Source organism: Myxococcales bacterium (assembly GCA_016712525.1).
Taxonomy (GTDB): Bacteria; Myxococcota_A; Polyangia; order Polyangiales; family Polyangiaceae; genus JAAFHV01.
In genome coordinates, this window is the sequence record JADJQX010000001.1 from 1,731,750 (window position 1) to 1,753,249 (window position 21,500).

At 69.6% G+C, this 21,500-nt stretch carries 19 protein-coding genes; 10 read left to right on the plus strand and 9 right to left on the minus strand.

From position 1 onward, the window contains the following. Positions 1–46 precede the first annotated feature (46 nt). The 7 genes from IPK71_07390 (at position 47) to IPK71_07420 (ending at position 8,634) form a co-directional block, all read left to right on the plus strand. Positions 47–1,591, plus strand: a complete 1,545-nt coding sequence (locus tag IPK71_07390) for a hypothetical protein (GenBank protein MBK8213563.1) — start codon at positions 47–49, stop codon at positions 1,589–1,591. A gap of 240 nt (positions 1,592–1,831) precedes the next feature. After that, complete coding sequence (locus IPK71_07395) at positions 1,832–2,002, plus strand: hypothetical protein (GenBank protein MBK8213564.1); 171 nt, start codon at positions 1,832–1,834, stop codon at positions 2,000–2,002. Between the two features lie 68 nt (positions 2,003–2,070). Next, on the plus strand, positions 2,071–3,105 hold the full coding sequence (locus tag IPK71_07400; GenBank protein MBK8213565.1) for an N-acetyl-gamma-glutamyl-phosphate reductase: 1,035 nt from the start codon (positions 2,071–2,073) through the stop codon (positions 3,103–3,105). Further along, complete coding sequence (gene argJ / locus IPK71_07405; GenBank protein MBK8213566.1) at positions 3,102–5,189, plus strand: bifunctional glutamate N-acetyltransferase/amino-acid acetyltransferase ArgJ; 2,088 nt, start codon at positions 3,102–3,104, stop codon at positions 5,187–5,189. The genes IPK71_07400 and argJ overlap by 4 nt, the downstream gene beginning before the upstream one ends. A 2-nt stretch (positions 5,190–5,191) precedes the next feature. Then, on the plus strand, positions 5,192–6,655 hold the full coding sequence (gene argH, locus IPK71_07410) for an argininosuccinate lyase (GenBank protein ID MBK8213567.1): 1,464 nt from the start codon (positions 5,192–5,194) through the stop codon (positions 6,653–6,655). 29 nt (positions 6,656–6,684) lie between these two features. After that, a complete protein-coding gene (gene argF / locus IPK71_07415; protein ID MBK8213568.1) occupies positions 6,685–7,599 on the plus strand; it encodes an ornithine carbamoyltransferase in 915 nt (304 codons plus the stop codon). A 297-nt stretch (positions 7,600–7,896) separates the two neighbouring features. Then, entirely contained in the window at positions 7,897–8,634 is a 738-nt protein-coding gene (locus IPK71_07420) for a D-alanyl-D-alanine carboxypeptidase family protein (protein MBK8213569.1), read from the plus strand. 148 nt (positions 8,635–8,782) lie between these two features. On the opposite strand, the gene IPK71_07425 is transcribed toward IPK71_07420, so the two are convergent. The 9 genes from IPK71_07425 to IPK71_07465 all read right to left on the minus strand — a co-directional run bounded on the left by IPK71_07425 (position 8,783) and on the right by IPK71_07465 (position 17,416). Next, on the minus strand, positions 8,783–9,427 hold the full coding sequence (locus IPK71_07425) for a hypothetical protein (protein MBK8213570.1): 645 nt from the start codon (positions 9,425–9,427) through the stop codon (positions 8,783–8,785). Between the two features lie 185 nt (positions 9,428–9,612). Then, positions 9,613–10,551: a hypothetical protein gene (locus IPK71_07430; GenBank protein ID MBK8213571.1), complete on the minus strand. Its 939-nt coding sequence runs from the start codon at positions 10,549–10,551 to the stop codon at positions 9,613–9,615. Between the two features lie 131 nt (positions 10,552–10,682). Further along, positions 10,683–11,486: a phosphate signaling complex protein PhoU gene (phoU, locus tag IPK71_07435; GenBank protein MBK8213572.1), complete on the minus strand. Its 804-nt coding sequence runs from the start codon at positions 11,484–11,486 to the stop codon at positions 10,683–10,685. Positions 11,487–11,753: 267 nt separating this feature from the next. Then, positions 11,754–12,548, minus strand: a complete 795-nt coding sequence (gene pstB, locus IPK71_07440; GenBank protein MBK8213573.1) for a phosphate ABC transporter ATP-binding protein — start codon at positions 12,546–12,548, stop codon at positions 11,754–11,756. Positions 12,549–12,550: 2 nt separating this feature from the next. Further along, on the minus strand, positions 12,551–13,411 hold the full coding sequence (pstA, locus tag IPK71_07445; protein ID MBK8213574.1) for a phosphate ABC transporter permease PstA: 861 nt from the start codon (positions 13,409–13,411) through the stop codon (positions 12,551–12,553). Then, on the minus strand, positions 13,408–14,379 hold the full coding sequence (pstC, locus tag IPK71_07450; protein ID MBK8213575.1) for a phosphate ABC transporter permease subunit PstC: 972 nt from the start codon (positions 14,377–14,379) through the stop codon (positions 13,408–13,410). Before pstC ends, pstA begins: the two co-directional genes overlap by 4 nt. After that, entirely contained in the window at positions 14,376–15,329 is a 954-nt protein-coding gene (locus IPK71_07455) for a phosphate ABC transporter substrate-binding protein PstS (GenBank protein ID MBK8213576.1), read from the minus strand. Before IPK71_07455 ends, pstC begins: the two co-directional genes overlap by 4 nt. Beyond that, positions 15,326–16,657, minus strand: a complete 1,332-nt coding sequence (locus tag IPK71_07460) for a PAS-domain containing protein (GenBank protein ID MBK8213577.1) — start codon at positions 16,655–16,657, stop codon at positions 15,326–15,328. Before IPK71_07460 ends, IPK71_07455 begins: the two co-directional genes overlap by 4 nt. A gap of 63 nt (positions 16,658–16,720) precedes the next feature. Beyond that, positions 16,721–17,416 (minus strand): response regulator transcription factor, encoded by a 696-nt coding sequence (locus tag IPK71_07465; GenBank protein ID MBK8213578.1) that lies wholly within the window; start codon positions 17,414–17,416, stop codon positions 16,721–16,723. A 224-nt stretch (positions 17,417–17,640) separates the two neighbouring features. On the opposite strand from IPK71_07465, the gene IPK71_07470 reads away from it, so the two are divergent. From IPK71_07470 to IPK71_07480, 3 genes are all read left to right on the plus strand, one after another. Continuing rightward, a complete protein-coding gene (locus tag IPK71_07470; protein MBK8213579.1) occupies positions 17,641–18,366 on the plus strand; it encodes a glycosyltransferase family 2 protein in 726 nt (241 codons plus the stop codon). A gap of 105 nt (positions 18,367–18,471) precedes the next feature. Next, positions 18,472–19,674 carry a hypothetical protein gene (locus IPK71_07475; GenBank protein MBK8213580.1) on the plus strand — a complete coding sequence of 401 codons (1,203 nt, stop codon included), beginning with the start codon at positions 18,472–18,474 and terminating at the stop codon, positions 19,672–19,674. A 260-nt stretch (positions 19,675–19,934) separates the two neighbouring features. Next, positions 19,935–21,500, plus strand: a complete 1,566-nt coding sequence (locus IPK71_07480) for a hypothetical protein (GenBank protein MBK8213581.1) — start codon at positions 19,935–19,937, stop codon at positions 21,498–21,500.

The following is a 21,500-nucleotide window of genomic DNA, read 5'->3' on the forward strand; positions in this document are numbered from 1 at the left end:
GGCCCCAGATCGCATCCGGATCCCCCGGAACGACGGAGACGCCCACATGAAGCTCGCCCGCCTCGCTCTCGCCTCCCTTTTCCTCGCCGCGTGCACCACCGAAGTCATCAAGGTGGATGCGAACGGCAACCCCGTGGGCGGTGGAGGCTCGGGCGACAACGGTGGGCTCCCGTCGGCCCCGAAGTCCCCGGCCGCCAAGGTCGGCATCACGCAGATCGCGGTCTTCCAGGGCGTCAAGGTCCCCGTGGTCGCCGACGGCGCGCGCGTCGAAGAGCGCAACGCCCCGATCGTCGCGGGTCGCGCGGGCCTCGTGCGCGTGTACGTGTCTCCGGCCGAGGGCTTCACCCCGGGCCGTATCGCCGGCGAGCTCACCGTGAAGGGCGCCGACGGCAAAGAGCAGAAGTTCCGCGACACGCGCGGCATCTCGCGGGCCTCGTCCGACGCGACCGCCACCTCCACTTTGAACTTCGACCTCCCGGCCGACGCGTTCACGGTGGGCGCCACGTTCTCGGTCTCCCTCACGGACGACGGCGGCCAGGGGTTCAACGCGTCCCAAGCGCCTGTCCGCTACCCCGCGGGCGACGCCTTCGACGACCTCGGCGTGCAGGCGACGGGCGTCCTCAAGGTGGTGGTCGTCCCGGTGAAGTACGACGCCGACGGCTCGGGCCGCACCCCCGACGTGAGCGAGGCGCAGCTCGGAATCTACAAGCGCACCCTCATGGGGCTCTACCCCGCCACCGACGTGCAGGTCACCGCGCGCGAGCCCTACCCCTGGACGACCGCCATCACGGCGAACGGCGCCGGCTTCGACCAAATCCTGAACGCGATGGTGAGCCTTCGCCGCCGCGACCGCGCCGCGAGCGACGTCTACTACTACGGCGTGTTCGTCCCCCAGACGAGCTTCGAGAGCTTCTGCCGCCGCGGCTGCGTGAGCGGACTCTCGGGCCTCGTCGACGACGCGAGCGACTCGGCGCTCCGTGCGAGCGTGGGCCTCGGGTACGAAGGCACCGAGTCGGCCGACACGATGGCCCACGAGATCGGCCACGCGCACGGCCGCCCGCACGCCCCGTGTGGCGGCGCTCAGGGCGTCGACCGCAGCTTCCCGTACAAGGGCGGCACCATCGGCACGTGGGGCTACGACATCCTCTCGAAGCAGTACGTCTCGCCCGAAGAGGGCACCGACATGATGGGCTACTGCGACAACACGTGGGTCAGCGACTACACGTACGGCAAGCTCTTCGACCGCATCGTCGCCGTGAGCGGCGTGAACCAGGGCATCGCCTCGTCGGCTTCGGCGCAGGGCTCGCAGGGCGGCTCGCCGTACCGCACCTTCACGTTCGACGGCAACGGCGTCCCCACCTCCAGCGAGACGCTCTCCCTCGCCGAAGAGCCCAAGGGCACCGTGTCCGAGGTCGACTACCTCGGCGACTCCGGGGGTGTGGTCGGCCACGCGCGCGCCCACGTCTACAAGTACGACCACCTCGAGGGTGGCATCGTCGTCGTCCCCGAGAACGCCGCGCCGTACGCGAGCCTCCGGGTCCGCGGCCTCACGCGCGTGATGAACGTGAAGGGCCTCCTCGCCCGTCACTGAGCGCGAACGCGGGTTCGGCCCTCCCGGGGCGGCTTGGGGTGACCCGGCCGCCTCGGTGCCTTTCGAAAGCAAAAAGTCTCGTGAATTCGATGGTTTGGCGTCATCGTCGGTCGGATCTTCGGGTCGCCGCGTGGGTCGGATCTCGCGCGGTCGGTCGGGTCGCGCTCGTCCTCCGAGCGTCCTCGCCACGGAACGGGGGCGCACCTTGACACCCCGATGGACCTAGAGGAAAACCCCGCCATGGCCGACTCGCACGCGCACACCCTCCCCGAGCCGAAGACCCCGATGTGGCTGCCTGCCCTCGGCGCGACGCTCTTCCTCATGGCGGGCGTGTGGTGGGCGTACACGAGCTCGAGCCAGCACGAGACCGAGCACGAGCAGGCGAAGCCGGCGGCCTCCGCGCATCCCTGACGTCTCGCCGCGGGCGAGCCCGTTTTCTACATTGTGTTTTGGGGCAAAACCCCGTAACCGCGCACGCGATGAGCTCGCACCGCGTCATCGTCGTCGGCGCCTCCGGTTACTCCGGGGGTGTGCTCGCGCGTCTCCTCGCGTCCCACCCGCACCTCCGCCTCCACGCGGCCACGAGCGACGCACGCGCAGGCAAAAACGTGGGACGTGAGCTCGGCTTCTCGAGCGACGTCGTGTTCGTGCCGAACGCCGAGGCCGAGCGCGCCGCGGCCTCGTGCGACGTGGCCTTCCTGGCGACCCCCGCCGAGGTCTCGGCCGAGCTCGGGCCGAAGCTCGCCGAGGGTGGCCGCACCGTGGTCGATCTCTCGGGGGCCTTCCGCCTCGCGACGGGCGACGATGTGCGTGCACACTACAAGTTCTTGCACCCGCACGCGTCACGGCTCGGGGTAACGCACTACGGCCTGCCCGAGCTCTTCGGGGCGCCTTCGCGGGGCACGTTGGTCTCGAACCCAGGGTGTTACCCCACGCCGACGCTGCTCGGCCTCGGGCCGCTCGTGCGCGCGGGCCTCGTCTCGCCGAAGGGCATCGTGGTCGACGCCAAGTCGGGCACCACGGGCGCGGGTCGCCAGTCGAAAGAAGAGCACTCGTTCGCCGAGGTGGCCGAGAACCTGCGCGCCTACAAGGTGCTCTCGCACCAGCACGAGCCCGAGATCGCGCAGAAGCTCGCCGCGTTCTCTGGCAAGGCCGTCGAGGGCCTCGTGTTCACGCCGCACCTCCTCCCCGTGCGTCGCGGTCTTTTGTCCACCTGCTACGCGCGCCCGCTCACGTCGGCTCCCGCGAAAGACCTCGAAGCGTGCCTCCGTGACACGTACGCCGGGTCGCCGTTCGTCGAGATCGTGTCTCCCGAAGAGGTGACCTTGGCGAGCGTCGTGGGGACGAACATGTGCCGCCTCGGCGTAGCCGCGCGAGGCGACGTGGTGGTGGTGGTCGGCGCGATCGACAACCTGGTGAAGGGCGCGGCCGGGCAGGCCCTGCAGAACGTGAATTTGGCTCTCGGGTTCGACGAGGGGTGCGGCCTTTCGGGCCTGCATAGGAGCGCAGCATGAGGATTCCCAAGGGTTTTTCGTTCGCCGCGACCAACGCCGGCATCAAGGCCCACAAAAAAGACATGGCCCTCGTCGCGAGCGAGCTGCCCTGCAGCGCCGCCGGCGTCCTCACCGTGAACCGCGCCAAGGCCCCGCCCGTCGAGCACGCCGAGAAGCGCCTCCCTGGCAAAGGCATCTCGGCCATCGTGCTGAACAGCGGCAACGCGAACGCCCTCACGGGAGACGCCGGCCGCGAGGACGTGAAGGCCATCCACGCCGCCATGGCGCTCGCCCTCGGCATCCCGCAAGACGCCGTGCTCTCCATGTCGACCGGGGTCATCGGCGTGCGCCTGCCCGTGCAGAAGCTCGTCGCCGCGTGCGACGTGCTCGCCAAGTCGCGCGGGGAGGGCATCGTCGGCGCGGCCGAGGCCATCATGACCACCGACACGCGGGTCAAGCTCACGCACCGCATGCTCACGATCAAGGGCGCGACGGTCACGATCGCCGCGTTCGCCAAAGGCTCGGGCATGGTCGCGCCCGAGATGGCCACGGTGCTCGGCGTCATCACGACCGACGCGGCCATCGAGCCCGAGCGGCTCCAGGCCATGCTCGTGCGCACGACCGACAAGAGCTTCCACTCGCTCGTGATCGACAACGACATGAGCACGAACGACGCCGTGTTCATGCTGGCGAACGGCGCCTCGGGCGTCAAAGTCGAAGACCCGGCCGACGTGGCCGCCTTCGAAGAGGCCCTCACGAGCCTCACCGTGGAGCTCGCGCGCGCCGTAGCCGAGGACGGCGAGGGCGCCACGAAGCTCCTCGAGGTGCGCGTCGGCGGCGCTCCCGACGCCGAAATCGCCCGTGATCTCGCGAGGATGGTGGCCGGCTCGAATTTGGTGAAGGCCGCGATCTTCGGGGCCGATCCGAACTGGGGGCGTGTGCTCGCGGCCATCGGCTCGCGCATCGGCTCCAAGAAGTACGACGTCGACCCGAACCTCTCTCGCGTCTCCCTCCAGGGCGAGGTGGTGTTCGACGACGGCGGCCCCAAGCTCTCCGAGCCCGGCAAGCTCCGCGCGAAGATGCGCGAGCCGCAGGTGAAGATCGACGTCGACCTCCGGGCGGGGTCGGGCGAGGCCACCGTGTGGGGCTGCGATCTCTCGTACGACTACGTGAAGATCAACGCCGACTACATCTCGTTCACGAACGCGTCGCCCGAGGGCGTCGTCACGAAGGACGACAGGCTCACGAACTACAGCCCGAGCTTCAAGCGCTCGCTGCTCGTCGAGGCGCTCTCGTACATCGACAAATTCTCCAAAAAACGGGCAGTCGTGAAATACGGCGGCGCCGCCATGGTGAAAGACTCGCTCAAGGCGAGCTTCGCGAACGACATCAACCTCCTCTGCTCCGCGGGCCTCCTCCCCATCGTCGTGCACGGCGGCGGGCCCGAGATCTCGCGTACCCTCGAGAAGCTGGGCCAGGGCAAGAGCGAGTTCGTCGACGGCGTCCGCGTGACGGGCGTCGAGGACGTGAAGGTCGTCGAGATGGTGCTCACCGGCCGCATCAACACGGAGATCGTCTCCCTCTTGAACCAGAAGAGCGCGAAGGCCGTGGGCGTCTCCGGGAAGGACGCGGGCCTCCTCCGCGCGCGCCGCCTCTACGGCAAAGAGGGCCGTGATCTCGGCATGGTGGGCGAGATCACCCAGGTGAACCGCGACTACCTCGAGATGCTCCTCGAGAAGGGCTACGTGCCCGTGGTGTCCCCCGTCGGCCTCGGCGAGGACGGCGAGGGTTACAACATCAACGCCGACACGGCCGCGGCCGAGATCGCGTGCGCCCTCTCCGCCGAGAAGCTCATCTACCTCTCGGACGTTCCCGGCATCCTCGACAGCGGCGAGCTCATCAGCGAAATCACGGCGAGCGAGCTCCGCCGGCGCATCGACGACAAAATCATCGTCGGCGGTATGGCGGCCAAGGCCGAGAGCATCCTGCGCGCCCTCGCGGGGGGGGTCTCGTCGGTGCACGTCATCGACGGCCGCACTCCCCACGGTCTCATCGCCGAGCTCTTCACCGACCGCGGCATCGGCACGCTCGTGCGAAAGGACTGACCATGGTCATCGAGAACGCCGGCGGATCCATCGCGCGAACGGCCGCGACGGGCGCGGGGGGCATGATCCCCGAGCTGCTCGCGTGGAGCTCGTCGATGGACGACGACTGGGCCCTCGTCCGCGAGGACATCCTCGGGAGCTCGGCCCACGTGACCATGCTCGGCCGCCAGGGGCTCGTCGACAAGGCCGACGCGGGCACGCTGCGGGCCGAGCTGCTCTCCATGTTCGCCCTCGCCGAGCGCCGGGAGCTCTCGCTGCCCACGGGCGAAGAAGACGTGCACATGGCCATCGAGGCCCACCTCACCACCAAGCTCGGCGAGGTCGGAAAGCGCCTGCACACGGCGCGCTCGCGCAACGATCAGGTGTCGACGGCGCTCAGGCTCCACGTTCGCACCACGCGGGCCCACGTCGTCGCGAAGGTGGCCGAGCTCTCGCTCTCTCTCCTCACGCGCGCTCGCGCCGAGGCACAGCTCGTCTTGCCGGCGTACACGCACAGGCAGCGCGCCCAGCCGATCTCGGGCGCCTTCTTGATCGGCGCGTGGACCGCCGGTCTCCTCCGCGCGGGAAAGCGCCTCGCCGACGTCGACGTCTCCGAGTGTCCGCTCGGCTCGGGGGCGTGCTCGGGGTCGAGCTTGCCCATCGATCGCGCCCTCACGGCGAGCCTGCTCGGCTTCTCGGGCGGGCCGACCAAGAACGCGCTCGACACCGTGGGAGACCGCGATTTCTCGCTCGATTACGTGTTCGCGTGCACGCGCGTGCTGCTCGCCCTCTCGCGCCTCGCGACCGACGTGATCGACTACGCGACGAGCGAGTTCGGCTTCGTGAAGCTCGGCGACACGATCTCCGCGGGCTCGTCGATGATGCCGCAGAAGAAGAACCCCGACATCTTCGAGCTGGTGCGCTCGAAGGCCTCGTTCGGAGCGGGCAACGTCGTGCAAATGATGACGCTCGTGCGCGGGCTCCACGCGGGCTACAGCCGCGATCTCCAAGACGATCGCCGCGCCACGCTCGGCACGGGGCCCGTCACGCTCGGCGCCATCGAGGCCGTGTCGCTCGCGTTCCCTCACGTCGTGTTCGACCGCGACGCGTGCCTCCGCGCCGTGTCCGACGGGTCCACCCAAGCGACGGACCTCGCCGAGGCGCTCGTCCGGACCGGGCTCCCGTTCCGCGACGCCTACCGCGCCGCCGGGGCCCTCGTGAAGTACGCGCTCGGCAAGGGTGTGCCCCTCGCCCACGTGACCGAGGCCGACGCGAAGACTGTGCATTCTGCATTCGATTCGTCCGTGCTCGCCGTGCTCGATCCTCGCCGCGCCGTGCTCGCCAAAGAGAGCTTCGGGGGCACGGGCCCCTCGGCGGTCTCGGCGCAGCTCGAGGCCCTCGAGGCCGACGCACGCGCGCTCCTCGCCCGCTCCGAGGGAGACACCCTCGCCCTCATCGCGTCGCGCATCTCCGCGACGGCCATCTGAACCCATCGAAGAAAAAGGCCGGTGCGCCCATGTCGAAGCGCGATTTCCTCTATTTGACCTCGCTCGAGATCGACGAGCTCGAGTCCGTTTTGTCGCTCGCCGAGACGCTCAAGAGCGAGCCGCGTGGCGAGCGCACCAACACGCTCCGCGGGCGCACCGTGGCCATCGTGATGGAGAAGGCGAGCACCCGTACCCGCGTCTCGTTCGAGGTGGGCGTCGCGCAGCTCGGCGGGCACCCCGTGGTCATCGGCACGCAGGGGTCGCAGATCGGCCGCGGCGAGCCCGTCGTCGACACGGCGCGCGTGCTCGCCCGCTACTGCGACGCCATCGTGTACCGCACCTACGAGACGTCGAAGCTCCTCGAAATGGCCTCGTGCGGCGTCCCCGTGGTGAACGCGCTCACCGACGACGGCCACCCCGTCCAGGTCTTGGCCGACGTGTTCACCATGCGCGAGAGCCTGGCCGATCGCCGCCTCGGGCCGCTGCGCGGCAAACGCGTCGCCTTCGTGGGCGACGGCTCGAGCAACATGGTGCGCTCGTTCGTCGAGGCCGCGCCGCTCTTCCACTTCCACCTCGAGATCGCGGCCCCCGAGGGCTTCCGCCCGCCCGCCGCCGAGCTCGAGCGCGCCAAGCCCTGGGTCACCGTGCACGACCGGCCCGAGAGCGCCTGCGAGGGCGCGCACTTCGTCCACACCGACGTCTGGACCAGCATGGGCCAAGAGGCCGAGAACGCGACGCGGCTCAAGGCCTTCGCCGGCTTCACCGTGACGAAGGAGCTCATGGCGCTCGCGCACCCCGAGGCGCGCGTCATGCACTGCCTCCCGGCGCACCGCGGCGAAGAGATCACCGACGACGTGCTCGAGGGTGCGCAGTCGCTCGTGTTCACTCAGGCCGAGAACCGCCTCCACGTGCAGAAGGCGCTGCTCCTCTTCCTGCTCACCTGATCGCCTCGCGAGGCGTGATGACGCGATGACGCGACGCCCCGATCGTGAGGCGCGATCGGGTGTCGTGCGCGTGCGCGTGCGCGGTCTCGAGGCCTCGACTCACGATGTCCTCGTAGCTCACTGGGGTGTCGTTGATCCGGATGTGGACCTTTGCCGTCCTATGAAGGCAAATGTAGGCAAGCGTTCGTTGGGATTCGTCGTCTTGCCGTATCGGCTCGAGAATTCCGTCCACTACGGAAGAAAGCCATCCACACTGGAACATCGGCGTATGGCACGCCAGGTGCTCTAGGAGTCGTCATGGTCAAGCGCGTTCTTCTCGCCCTCGCCCTCGCGTCCTTCACGGTCATCGGTTGCTCGGCAGAGGCCAGCGACGGCAACGACGACGAGGTCGAGGGAGACACGGGGGCCTCCGAGTCCGAGCTCCGCAGCGCGGTGAGCTGCTCGACCGAGCGCATGGACGCCTACTCGGGCGGCTCGCGTATCGGCACCGTCGACGTCATCAAGGTCGGCGGCAAGCGCGTCACCAAGGCCACCGGCCACGCGTTCCTCAAGTGGCAGAAGGCGGCCCACGCGGCCGGCGTGAACATCGGCATCAACAGCGGCTTCCGCACGATGGACGAGCAGCGCTACTTCTACAATTGCTACCAGACCGGGAGCTGCAACGGCGGCAACCTCGCCGCGCGCCCCGGCTACTCGAACCACCAGAACGGCCGCGCGCTCGACGTGTCGAACTCGGGCAGCTCGTGGATGCAGAACAACGCGGCCCGCTTCGGCTTCCGCCGCACGGTCTCGGGCGAGCCGTGGCACTTCGAGTATTTCGGCGACGACCCGGGTGGCCCCTGCTCGGGTGGCAGCTCGCCCGCCCCGGACGACGCGAGCGGTGACGCGTGCCAGAGCGCCACGCTCGGCCGCGAGGTGCCCGAGCGCACGTGTGTGCAGTCGCGCAGCGACAGCCAGTGGTACCGCTGCCGTGACGGGAACTGGTTCGAGACCACGAGCTCGGACTCGCTCTGCTCCGCCCGCCACCCGCTCTGAAGAGCTGTCCGGCTCCGATTCTTGGGCAGATTCTGACCCCACACTCGAGGAGCCGGGTCCTCCGTCCCCTGGCTCCTCTTCGAGGCCCCTTCTCCGCGTTCCGAGCGCGGTGTCGGGGCCTCGGCCTTTCGTGCCCGATCGCGCGGCGCTACTTTCGCGACGCCGTGATCGAGTAGGCGGTGCCCCGTGTGCCGTACGCGGCGTCTTCCCACGCGGCGACCTTCAGCACGACGCCGGCGCGCTCGAGCGACAGGGCCAAGGCCTCTCCCGTGTCGACGGCGTCGGTCTCGGTGTAGCGCTCGCTGCAGAGGCGGCGAAAGTGGCCGATCGCGTCCCTCGGGGCGACCCCTGCTGCGACGAAGCGGTACGTGCGCACGGCGCCCTCGTCCTCGTAGGCGTCCGGTACGGAGCCCGGTAGGGGCGAGAGCTCGTGCCCGAAGGCGTCGATCTTCGGCGTGGGAAAACGCGAGCTCGGGCGCATCTGAGCGTGGTCGGCCGAGAACGTGAGCAGCACGCCGTCGAGCTCTTCGTGACCGTGTGCCCACGCGCTCACCGTGAGCAGAAGGTCCTCTTTCTCGAGCGTGAGGCAGAAGGTGTCTTTGCCGAGCACCGTGTCGAGCGGGCGAAAGTGGCTCTCCCGCGCGGCCTGCGTGTAGTGACCGAAGAGCTGCGGGATGCCGTCTCCGGGGCATAAAAACGACGTGCGCCGTGTGCCCTCGAGGTGCTCGTCGGACGATGGCATGAGCTCGCGGTGAAGCGGCATGCGCGTCGTCCACAGTTCGATGTGGTTCATGCTCCCCCCCTTGTGTGCCTTCGGTACCCGAAAGCTCCCCGAGCCTAGCGCGCACCGCTCCCTCGATCGACCCCGAGAGGACGCAAAAGGGCCTCGCGCAAACCTTTCGGTCTTCGCCGAGAAACACGACGCCCCCCCAGGCTCGAGGCCGGGAGGGGCGCGGGGTCACGCTTCGATGACTACGGTCAGTAGCCGGGCGGGCCACCGTAGCCGCCGCCGGGCGGGCCACCGTAGCCACCACCACCGCCGGGCGGGCCGTAACCCGGAGGCGGGCCACCGTAGCCACCACCGGGCGGGCCGAAGCCACCGCCGGGCGGGCCACCGAAGCCACCCGCGGGGGGCGGGCCAGGGGGAGCGCCGAAGCCACCCGAGAAGCCGCCGCCGAAGCCGCCGCCGTACGCCGGATCCTGGCCGGTGAGGCGCACGTAGACGAGGGCGAGCGCGAGCTGCATGAGCGGCAGCGCGACGAAGAGGCCCACGTAGCAGGCGAGGCAGCCGAGGAGCATCACGCCGGCCGACATGAGGCCGAGCAAGAAGAGCTTCGCCTTGTGGCCGTCGGTGGCCTTCCAGCTCGCGCCGAGGGCGTCGATCGGGCCCATGTTCTTGTCGACCACGAAGTACTGCGAGAGGCTCAAACCGAGGCCGAGGATGATGCCCGGCACGATGAGGAACACGTACCCGAGGGCGACGCCGAGGCCCATCAGGAAGAACGTGGCGAACATCGACGGGAAGCGGCCCATGGCCGAGAAGAGGTCACCGAAGCTCGGCGTTTGCCCCTTGGCGGCCGAGATCCAGATCTTCACGAGGCCCGGCTGAAACAGCATTTGGATGGCCATGCCCACGAGCGAGCACACGCCGTTGATCACCGCGTACTCGTCGCTGTGGGGCTCGAGCACACCGGCCCCGAGCAGCCCCGCCGGGATGAAGCTCGGCACCGCGCCGATGATCCCCGCGACGACCATCGAGAACACGAGCGTGACCCAGTTGGGGCCGAACTTGCTCCACGCGGCGCCGAGGACTTCGCCCGGCTCCCACGGCTGCGGTGCGCCCGACGTGGCTTGCGGTGGAGCGAAGCCTCCTCCGGGCGGGGGTTGGGCGGGTGCGGCGTACGGGTTGTAGCTCATCGCGTTCTCCTCGAAGTTCGGAGGGCGTCACGGTCGAGGCCCCCGAGCGCACGATCATAGGCGGCCCGAGCGTTCGCGCAAAGGTGCCTTGGCGGTCGCGGATTTTGTATGGGTTTCGATGGTTTACGGCGCTACTGCGCGCCGCGTTTGCTCGGCGGGGGGCCCGAGCGCGCCGACGTAGGGGACTTCTCGGTGAGGTCTCTCCGCGACTCGAGCCCCGGAGGAGCCGGTGTGCCCATCTTGGTGGAGCGCCGCTCGCCGCCGAGGCGACCCGAGTGACGGATGTCTTTTCCGCGCACCATGAAGACCACCATCTCGGCGATGTTCGTGGCGTGATCGGCGATGCGCTCGATGTACTTGGCGATCGATTGCACGCGCGTCGCGCGGTAGATGTTGCGCGGGTTCTCCATCATGTACGTGAGGAGATCGCGGAAGATCGAGGCGTAGTAGGCGTCGACCGCGCCGTCTTTCCCGATGACGTGCTCGGCGCGCGTGACGTCGGCCGCGACGAACGCGTCGAGGGCCTCGCGCAGCATGGCCTGGGCGGCCTCGGCCATGTTCACCACGTCGACGTAGGGCTTCAGCGGCGGCTCCTCGTTGAGCTCGAGGACACGTTCGCAGATGTTCACGCCGAGGTCTCCCATGCGCTCGAGGTCGGTCACGAGCTTGAGCGCGATCGTGAGGAACCGGAGATCGCTCGCGACCGGCTGCCTTCGGGCGAGGACACGCAGGCAGAGCTCGTCGGTCTCGACCTCGATGCGGTTGATCTGGCGGTCGGTCTCGAGGGTGCGCTGCGCGAGGTCCGAGTCGCGTTCGATGAGCGCCCTCATGCTCGCCGTGAGCATCTCTTCGACCTTGGCCCCCATGAGGAGGAGCTGCTCGCGGATCTTGCGGAGCTCGCCTTCGTACTCGCGGTCCGTGTGGGCTCGGCTCATCGGGCGTGGATTATGGCACCACTTGGTCAGAGGCCGGACGACGAATCGCGGGCCTCTTTCCGGCCCAAGGTGCTCGCGGCCGCCGCTCGCGCAGAGGCCGACGGTCACGATTCTCGAACAGACGAACATTGGCCGTTTGGGCCGGGACCCAGAACCGGGAGGTGGGGCCCCACCGGGCTTTGCGCGAACGGCCGCGGCGGAGGACAGCGTCCTCCGATGACAAGTCAGGCTAATCAGCGGTCTTGATCGAAGATCATGACCGCTGATTTAGCCGAAGCGACCGGTGATGTACTCCTCGGTGCGGGGGTCCTCGGGGCGCGTGAAGATGTCGTCGGCGAGGCCGTACTCGACGAGCTCGCCCAGGTAGAAGAACGCGGTGAAATCGGAGACGCGCGCGGCCTGCTGCATCGAGTGCGTCACGATCACGATCGTGTAGCGCTCGCGGAGGTCGTGAATGAGCTCCTCGATGCGCGCCGTCGCGATCGGGTCGAGCGACGAGCAGGGCTCGTCCATGAGGATGACCTCGGGCTCGAGCGCGAGGCACCGCGCGATGCAGAGCCGTTGCTGTTGGCCGCCCGACAGGCTCCCGCCGGGTTTGTCGAGCGAGTCTTTCATCTCGTCCCACATCGCGGCTTGCGTGAGCGCGGCCTCGACCACCGCGTCGGGGCTCTGCGCGCGGATGCCGTTCAGCCGGAGGCCCGCGAGCACGTTGTCCCGGACGGACATCTCCGGGAACGGGTTCGGCTTCTGGAAGACCATGCCGACCTTGCGGCGAATGCCCACCGGATCGACCGCCGAGCCGTAGATCGTCTTGCCGTCGAGGAGCACGTCGCCCGAGGTGGTCGCGCCCGGGACGACCTCGTGCATGCGGTTCAAGCAGCGAATGAAGGTCGACTTGCCGCAGCCCGAAGGGCCGATGACCGCGGTCACTCGGTGCTCGACCACCGGCATGGTGATGCCCTTCAGCGCGACGGTGTCGGGGAAGCGCGCGCCGAGGTCCTTCGCGAGCATCTTCTCGGCGAGCGGGGGCGGTGGGGTGCTGGGGGGCGGGTAGGTCGACATGGTCAAGTGGCGTCGCGGCTCTTTTTGGCGAGCGCGCGCGCCGTTACCTGGAAGACGAGGACGAGGGCCACGAGCACGAGCGACGCGGCCCAGGCCTGAGCGTGCCGATCGTCGTAGGGCGAGATCGTGTACGTGAAGATGGTCACCGGCAAGGAAGCCGTGGGCTCGCGCAGATCGTCGCAGAAAAAGCGGCTCTCCCACGCGGTGAAGAGGAGCGGCGCGGCCTCGCCCGACGCGCGCCCGATGGCGAGGAGGGCGCCCGTGGCGACTCCGCGTGATGCGGCCGGGAGCACGACCCTCGCGATCACGCGGTGGCGCGTGGCCCCGAGGGCGAGGGCAGCCTCGCGGAGCTTCTCGGGGACGGCACGGACCGCGACCTCGGTGGCGCGCGCGATCGACGGGATCATCGTGAAGGCGAGCGCCGAGGCCCCCGCGAGCGCCGAGAAGCTCTTGGCCCATACGACCACCACCGAGAAGACGACGATGCCGAGCACCACCGACGGGACCGCCGTGAGCGCGTCGGCCGAGACACGCGCCATGCGTACGAGCTTGCCCTCGCGGTTTTCGGCGAGGTGGATGCCCGCGAGCAAGCCCACGGGCAACGCGATCGCCGAGGCGAGCCCCATGAGGAGCAGCGTCCCCCAGATGGCGTTGGCGACGCCGCCGCCGGCTACACCCGTGGGGCGCGGGAGCTCGGTGAGCGTAGTCATCGAGAGGCCCCGGCTCCCTCGGCCCACGACCGACACGAGCACCGACGCGAGCAGCACCACCGTGAGCGCCGTGGCCGCGGCCGCCACACCGCGCCACACGGCCTCGGTCGTGCGTCGCGAGGTGAGGGAGACCTCGTTTCGTGCGTCGCTCATCGCGCGCCCCCGAGCTCTCCGTCCGCCGGGCCCGTCGAGAGCCCCGCCGTCTTTCTTCGGAGTGTGCGGCGCACGATGCCGTGCGCGCCCAGGTTGAAGGCGAGCGTCACGACGACGAGCACGAGGGCCACCTCGTGGAGCGCGGAGACGTGCAACGGATCGGAGGCGTGGGGGAGCTCGTTCGCGAGCACGCTCGCTGCCGTGTAGCCGGGCGCGAAGAGCGAGCCCGAGATCTCGGCGCTGTTCCCGATGACCATGGTCACCGCCATCGTCTCGCCGACCGCGCGCCCGAACCCGAGCATGACGGCCGCGAAGAGCCCTCGTCGGGCGTGGGGGACGACCACGTGGCGCAAGACCTCCCACTCGGTCCCGCCGAGCGCTTGCCCCGCCTCTCGCAGGCCCTGCGGCACGGCGAGCAGCACGTCCCTCATGACCGTCGCGACGGTGGGGAGCACCATCAGCGCGAGCACGAAGGCCGCGGCGAGCATGCTCACGCCCTGAGAGGGGCCGCGCAGCAGGGCCGAATTTCCCGTCGCGGAGGACACGACGGGGGCGGCGGTGCGGAGCGCAGGGGCGAGCACGAACACGCCCCACATGCCGTAGACGACGCTGGGCACCGCCGCGAGCGTCTCGAGGAGCGCTCCGACCGGCCCTCGAAGGCGCCGCGGGCCGAGCTCGGCGACGTACGCCGCGACGAGGAACGCCCCGGGGACGGCGAGCAGCAGCGCGAGCGCCGACGAGAGAAAGGTGCCGAAGAGGAAGGGGAGGGCGCCGAACTGCCCGTGCATCGGGTCCCACTCGGTGCCGGCGACGAAGCCGAGCCCGAAGACGTTGATGCTCATCTTCGAGCCCTTCGCGAGCACCACGAAGATCACCACGAGCGCGACCACGAGGCCCGCCGAAGCGAGCTGCGCGCCGTAGCGGAGGCCCGCGCCGAGGGCCGAGTCCTGGACCCGCCGTTCGCTCACGAGCGCGCTCCGCTCCATGCTTCGAGGGCCTTCCGTGCCGCGTCGCGCTCGGACGGGGTGAGCGGGCCGAAGGCCGGATCGTGCGGGCCGGGGCCGAACGTCGCCGCGCTCTGGCCTTCGCCGAGCGCCCACGAAAAGAAGCTCGCGACGAGCGTGGCGCGTGGCCCCGAGCCGACGTTCGAGATCGCGTAGATCGTGCTTACGAGCGGGTAACCGTTGCCCTCGGGCGACGGCGCGACGTACGCCCCGTCGGCGCCTTCGAGAGACGCGACGGAGAGCCCGCTCGATCGGGCGAGGCCGAGCTCGAGCACGCCTACGGCGCCGAGCGTCGACTTGAGCGACATGGCCACGCCGCCCGTGCCTCGCGCGCGAACGCCGGTGCCGAGGTTCGGCGCGTCTCCGGCGCCCGCGATCTCCCGAAAGCGCGGGCTCGCCGCCGCGACGTACTCCGAGAATTTCCGCATCGTGCCGCTCCCGTCGGCCCTATGCACGACGAGGACGGGCACGTCGGGGAGCACCTTGCCCGGGTTCGTCCGGGCGATGCGCGGATCGCTCCAGCGAGGGATCTCCCCGAGGAAGAGGCCCGCCAAGAGCTCCCTGTCGAGCTTGAGGTCGGAGACTCCCGGCAGGTTCGCGGCGACGGCCACGGCGCCGTGGGCGAGGGGGAGCTCGACGAACGAAGCGCCGGCGCGCGCGCGTTCCGCGTCCGTGAGGGGAGTGTCGCGGACGCCGAAGTCGACCGTCCCGAGCTCGACGAGCGTGAGGGCTCCCTCGGAGCCCGTGGGTTGGTAGTCGACACGGCCGGGGCCCGGGAACGACTCGGCCCATCGCGACACGAGCGGCGACGCGAGGCTGCCTCCCGCGCCGCGCGCGATCGGGGCGCGGTGGTCCCGCCCGCAGCCGAGCGCGATGACCATGGTCATCGAAACGAGGGCGGCGCGGGCGCTCACGCGAGCACCCTCGCCGAGGGCTGCTCTTTGGGGGTCACCTTTCGCGCCGGGAGGCTCACGGTGAACGAGGTGCCCCGCCCGAGCTCGCTCTCGACCTTCACGGCGCCGCCCATGGCCTCGGAGAGGTGCTTCACGATCGCGAGGCCGAGCCCCGTGCCGCCGACGTCCCGCGAGCGCCCCGGGTCGACGCGGTAGAAGCGCTCGAAGAGCCGCGGCAGGTGAGAGGCCTCGACGCCGGGCCCCGTATCCGCGATCGTGAGGCGGCAGAGGTGGCCGTCGACGTGGGCGCGCAGGGTGACCTTCGCGCCTTCGGGGCAGTACTTCACCGCGTTGTCGACGAGGTTCGTGACGACCTGCTCGAGGGCGCGGCGATCGGCGAAGACCGAGCTCTCGTCGTCCATGTCGACCACGAGGGTGATGCGCTTCTTCTCGGCGCGCTCGCGGAAGAGCCCGACCACGTGCTGGGCGAAGGGCCTCGTGGCGAAGAGCTCGGGGGCGAGCTTGAGCTCGCGCGACTCGATGCGGGAGAGGTCGAGCAGGTCTTCGATGAGGCGCTGGAGGCGCTCGGCGTTGCGCTCGATGATCGACAAAAACCGGTCGGCGGCCTTCGGATCCTTCTCGATGACGAGGCGGACGGTCTCGGCGGCCGAGAGCACGGCGGTGACCGGCGTGCGGAGCTCGTGCGAGACGTTCGCCACGAAATCGCGCCGGAGCGACTCGAGCCTCCGGATCTCGGTCACGTCGAAGAAGACGCCCAAGACGCCGCCGCCCGCGAACGCCGACGCGCGCACGAGCAGGCGCCGGGGCTTGAGCCCACCCACCTCGACCTCGCCCGAGGTCGCCGATTTTACCTTTCGGGCTTTGTCGAAGAGCTCCTTCAGCTCCGCGTGGCGCACCACCTCGAGGAGCGGCATGCCGACCATGTCGCCGCGCACGAGCAGCATCTCGCGGAAGGCCGGGTTCATGAGCGCCACGTTGCCACCCGCGTCGAGCAGCATCACGCCCTCTTGCATGCCTTCGAGGACACCGCTCACGAGATCGCGCTCGGCCCGGAGCTCTTTCAGCGTCGTCGTGAGGCTCGCGGCCAGCTTGTCGAGGGCCTGGCCGAGCTCACGCGACTCGGCCTCTTCGTTCGAGCCGAGGGCCCGGAAGCTCGCTTCACCCTCGTGGATGCGCTTCGCGGCGTCCGTGAGGGGGCGAAGCACGGCCATCGACGCACGCGCCGAGGCCTCGGAGACGATCTGCGCGAAGAGCGCGGACACGAGCCCGACCACGGCGAAGCGCACGCCCGTGAGGCCCCCGGCCTGCACGAGCGCACCCGTGCCCACGAGCGCGAAGAGCCCGAACGAAATGGGAAAAACCCTGCCGCGTACGCCCGTGCCCAACCCCGGTCACCCTGCGACGTCGGGGCTCTCGGCGAACCGATACCCCACGCCGCGCACGGTCTCGATGTAGTCGCCCGAGGTGCCGAGCTTCTCGCGGAGGCGCTTCACGTGCGTGTCGACGGTGCGCGTCGTGATGTCGGCCTCGATGCCCCACACGTCGTTCAGGAGCGTCGAGCGGCTCTGGACCCTATTTTTTCGCTCGAACAAGGTCACGAGCAGCTTGAACTCGAGGGCCGTGAGCTCGAGCTCTTGCCCCTCGGACCACACCCGGTGGGCCCCGCGATCGATCTTTAGCTTCCCGAACTCGACCTGATCACTCGGCTCGGGCTCGCTCGTCCCTCGCCTCAGGATGGCCTGGATGCGGAGGAGCAGCTCGCGGACACTGAACGGCTTCACGACGTAGTCGTCGGCGCCGAGCTCGAAGCCCACCACACGATCGATCTCCTCGCCCTTGGCCGTGAGGATGATCACCTGGGTGCCCTTGAGCTGAGGGTCGCTCTTGATTTGCCGGCAGACCTCGGTGCCGGACATGTCCGGGAGCATGAGGTCGAGGAGGACGAGATCCGGCTTCTTCTCGCGCGCGAGGCGGAGACCCTCGTCCGCCCGCCCGGCGAGCGTGACCTTGTGACCACCCTGCTGCAGGTTGAACTCGAGGATATGCTGGATATCCGCCTCGTCTTCGATGACAAGGATCTTCGCCATGAGCGCATCCTATAGGGTTCTTCCGTGACGGCCAGGTGTCATGGTGGGAGCTTGGGCGCGTCGAAGCATGGGTTATTTCGGTCTCGGCGCGGAGCGTCGCCCGCGGTCTTCGTGCGCGGCGCACGCGCGGGGAACGAGGAGAGGCGCATTGGGCGCCGAAATGATGAGCAAAAACATGGGTTTTGGCTCATAGTGTGCCTGCCCTCGTCCCGGCGCTCCCGCCCATGATCGACCTGGTCCGCGTCATCGTCGTCGTGCCCGCGTACCGCGAAGAGCGGCAGATCGGCCGAGTGCTCGCCACGCTCCCGGCTTCGGTCGACGCGGCGATCGTGGTCGACGACGGGAGCCCCGACGGTACGGCCGACGAGGTGCGCCTCGCCGCCGCCCGAGACCCTCGGGTGACGCTCGTGCGGAACGCCACGAACCTCGGCGTCGGAGCGACGATCGCGCGTGGGTACCGCGAGTCCGCGCGTCTTTTTCCGGGCGAGCGCGCGGCCCTCGTGGTGCTCGCGGGGGACGGACAGATGAGCCCCGACGACTTGCCTCGCGTCGTGGCGCCCATCGCGCGGGGCGAGGCCGACTACGTCAAAGGCAACCGCTTCGTGCTCGAGGGCGTGTCGGCGATGCCGCTCGGGAGGCGCATCGGCGGGCGCGTGTTCTCGCGCCTCACCGCGCTCGCCACCGGGCTCCCCATCGGAGATAGCCAGTGTGGGTACACGGCGCTCGATCGCGACGCCGTCTCGAGGCTCGACATCGACGATCTCTGGCCGGGCTTCGGGTACCCGAACGACCTCTTGGGGCAGCTCGCGGCGAGGGGCATGCGCGTCGTCGAGGTCCCGGTGGCGACCATCTACGGCGACGAGTCGAGCAAGCTCGGGGTTCGACATCTCCCGCGCATCGGCTGGCTCGTAGGGCGAGCCTTCGTGCGTCGCAAGGTGGCGGGGCGCTGAGCCACGGAGGGGCGAAAGGACCGAGGTGTGGGGCAAACGACTCGTCATGGCGAGCCCGCACACGATTTCGAAATGGACGGATGCCGGGCCGGACAACCCACCGTCATGGATCGTCGTTCTCCTGTCGCCCTCGTCGCCCTCGTCGCCCTCGTTGCCTGTGGAAGCGGTGACGCCGACGCGCCCGAAGCCTCGCCGCCCGAAGGCTCGCCCATGGAAGGGACCGTCGAAGACGCCTTGACCGGCTTCGACCCCGCGCGGGACTCCGATGGGTGCACGTTCCTCCCCGAGAGCAGCGAAGGCCGATCCGTCGCCTCGCGGCCCGCGATCGCGCTCCCTCGTCCGGTCCGTTTCTTGGATGGGTACAGCAACCTGAGCCAGGCGACGGCGTGGTCCGTGGGCGAGCACTGGCCGACGGCCCGGGACGCCGACGTCTCGTTCGCCGCCGCGGCGCGTCTCATGAACGTGGTCGGCGGAAAGACGCGAGACGCGGCGATGGTGAAGCGCCTCCGCAGCGAGGGGAAGATCTTCGCCGTGCACTGTGGCGACTACTACCCGAACCGCAAGGACGCGGAAAAACGCGAGGATCCCATCTTGGCCGAGGTGTTCGACGCCACGCGCCACACCGATTTCCTGCGGGCGAAGAGCGACTACCTGGCGGAGAAGTGGGCTCGCCCCTTCGTCAACGAGCTCGACGGGGCGCTCCCGGGCGGCTTCGATGCCATCGTGATCGACGAGGGCAACTCGGAGGACCGCGACGGCACCGTCTCGGCGAAGCTCTTCGTGGAGGCGCTGCGGAAGCTGCGCGTGCGAATCGGGAATCGTCTCGTGCTCGTGTACTCGACGGCTCCCGTGGCCGCGAGCGGCCGAGCCATTCCACCCTACAACCCAGGGGCCGCCGCGTACTCGCAGGTCCTCTGGGCCATCGACAATTTCGCCGATCTCTACCTCGTCGAGGTGTACGTCAAGGACACGAAGGCCGTGCCGCTCTCCACGTTCGACGCGCTCGCCTCGAACCTCGCCGTGCGTCGCCCCGCGTTGATGCAGAAGACGGTCTTCGCTCTGGGGATCGGCTGGGACTACCTGCGATACCCATGCGGATACCGCCCAGGCGAGACCATGACCTATCCCCATGGCACGCCCGGGTGCGCGCCCGCCATGACCATGTTCCAAGACGAGCTGACCGCGATCCGGGCCGGTGCGGCAAGTCGGCGGCTGTCGGCGACGGGGATCGGGCTCTACACCTTCTATCAGTCCGACGCGGCGACGGTGGCGGCCACGAGCGCGCTGGTGAAACGCTACTATCCGTAGGGCGTATGTGTGCGCGCGTGTGCACGAGGTCCCGTGCCTCGTTGTGCCGAGCTGCGGCTCGAGAGCCCGGCCCGCGAGACTGGCGCCGAGCTTGTGCGGCACGTGAGGTGTGCAAAGATTGACTCGTGGCGCATGCGCTCGGCCCTCGCGCCCCGCGGATCCCTTCCTTTCTAGGTCATTTCGCGCGGCATGCCTCCTGCTACGAGGCCCGCGACCCCTTGGACCACTGCCGCATCTGCCACGCCCGCGCGAGGAGAGACATGGAAGGGTTGCGCGTTTCGCGTCGTAAGGCGCTCCTCGGCGGTGTGCTCGCGAGTGTGAGCATCACGCTCGTTTTGGGGTGCAGTGGAGACACGCCCACGCCGCTCGCCGAGCCGAGGGGGCCCGACCTCGTGACCTCACCCACCGGGAGGGACGCGGCACCTCCGACGGAGCCCGAGCCGCTGCCCCCACGCCCGCGAGGGCCTCTGCCTCCCCGCACCGTCGCGCTCGACGTCGATCTCGGGCGTGTGCTCGCCGGCACTCCCGTGAAGCTCGACGTGCCCGCGAACGCCCTCGGGTTCAACGTGGTCGTGCGCGGCGAGGACGACGAAGACGAGGTGTCCATCACCCGAGTGACGAGCCCGTCGGGCGAGGTCGTGCTCCGCGACGCGATCGTCGTGGGGGGGACGTTCGAGTCGGCGAAGGGGCTACGCATCGCCGCGGCCGAGGTGCCGCAGAACCGCCTCGCGTCGACCGTCCCGCTCGAGAAGGGCGCGTGGTCGATCACAGTGGCTGGCAAGGGGACGCTCTCGGTCTCGGCGCGGGTGCAAATCTCCGGAGACGGGGAATTTCACGGGGGCGCGCTCGACATGCACGTCTATCTGCCGCGCGGCCTCGTCGTCGAAGATCCTGGCTCCCCCCACGTGGTCGACGCGGCCCGCGCCGAGCGCGACGCGTCGATCGAGGCGCGCCTCGACGCCTTCTATCGGGCCCTCGAGGCGACCACGGGCATCGTACGCGGCGACGTCACCTTCCACGACGTCGACCCGAGCTTTCGGCGCATCGCGACCAAGCGCGCGCTCGACGCGGCCTTCGCTGCCTCCGCGGGCGTCGTCGCCGACGGCCACCAGTCGGTGCACGTCATGCTCACGAACGAGCTCGCGTTCGGGAACGGCACGTGGGGCGTCGCGTCGGGTATTCCGGGCGCCGCGACGCGCACCGGCACACGCGCGAGCGGCGTCGCGCTGGCCCTCACAGGGGACAATTTCGCGTCCGCCGATGGCCTCGCCTTGTTGCACGAGGTGGGACATTTCGTCGGTCTCAACCACACGACGGAGCTCGTCGCCGGGTACGCCGATCCGCTCGCGGACACCCCCTCGTGCTCCGAGACGATCGACAGGTCACGGCCCTCGACCTTCGCAAGCTGCCCCGACAAGGACAACCTCATGTTCCCGACGCTCGTCTCCGAGAGCCTCGTGCTCTCCGACACGCAGCGCACGATCTTCCGAGGATCCCCGGTGTTTCGTGCGTTCGTGGGCCCCGAGACCGACGCTGGCGCACCCGACGGGGGCGAGAGCGACGCGGCCCTCCCCGACGCCGGGCCGCGCGCGCTCGTCCCTCGGCGTGGCCTCCCGGTGCTTCGCCTCACGCGCTCGGGGCGCGCGCTGTCCGCCGAAGAGGCGATCGTGCTCTCGGGCTCGTGTGGTACCGAGATCGGTGTACCCTACACGCGTGGGCCGGCGCTCTCGCGGGAGGTCTTGCTCCGCATCGCGAAGGACCCCGACCTCGCGGGGATCGTGCGCCAGCGCGCGGCCCGGCTCGCGGCCCACGCCCCCGAGCCCTGA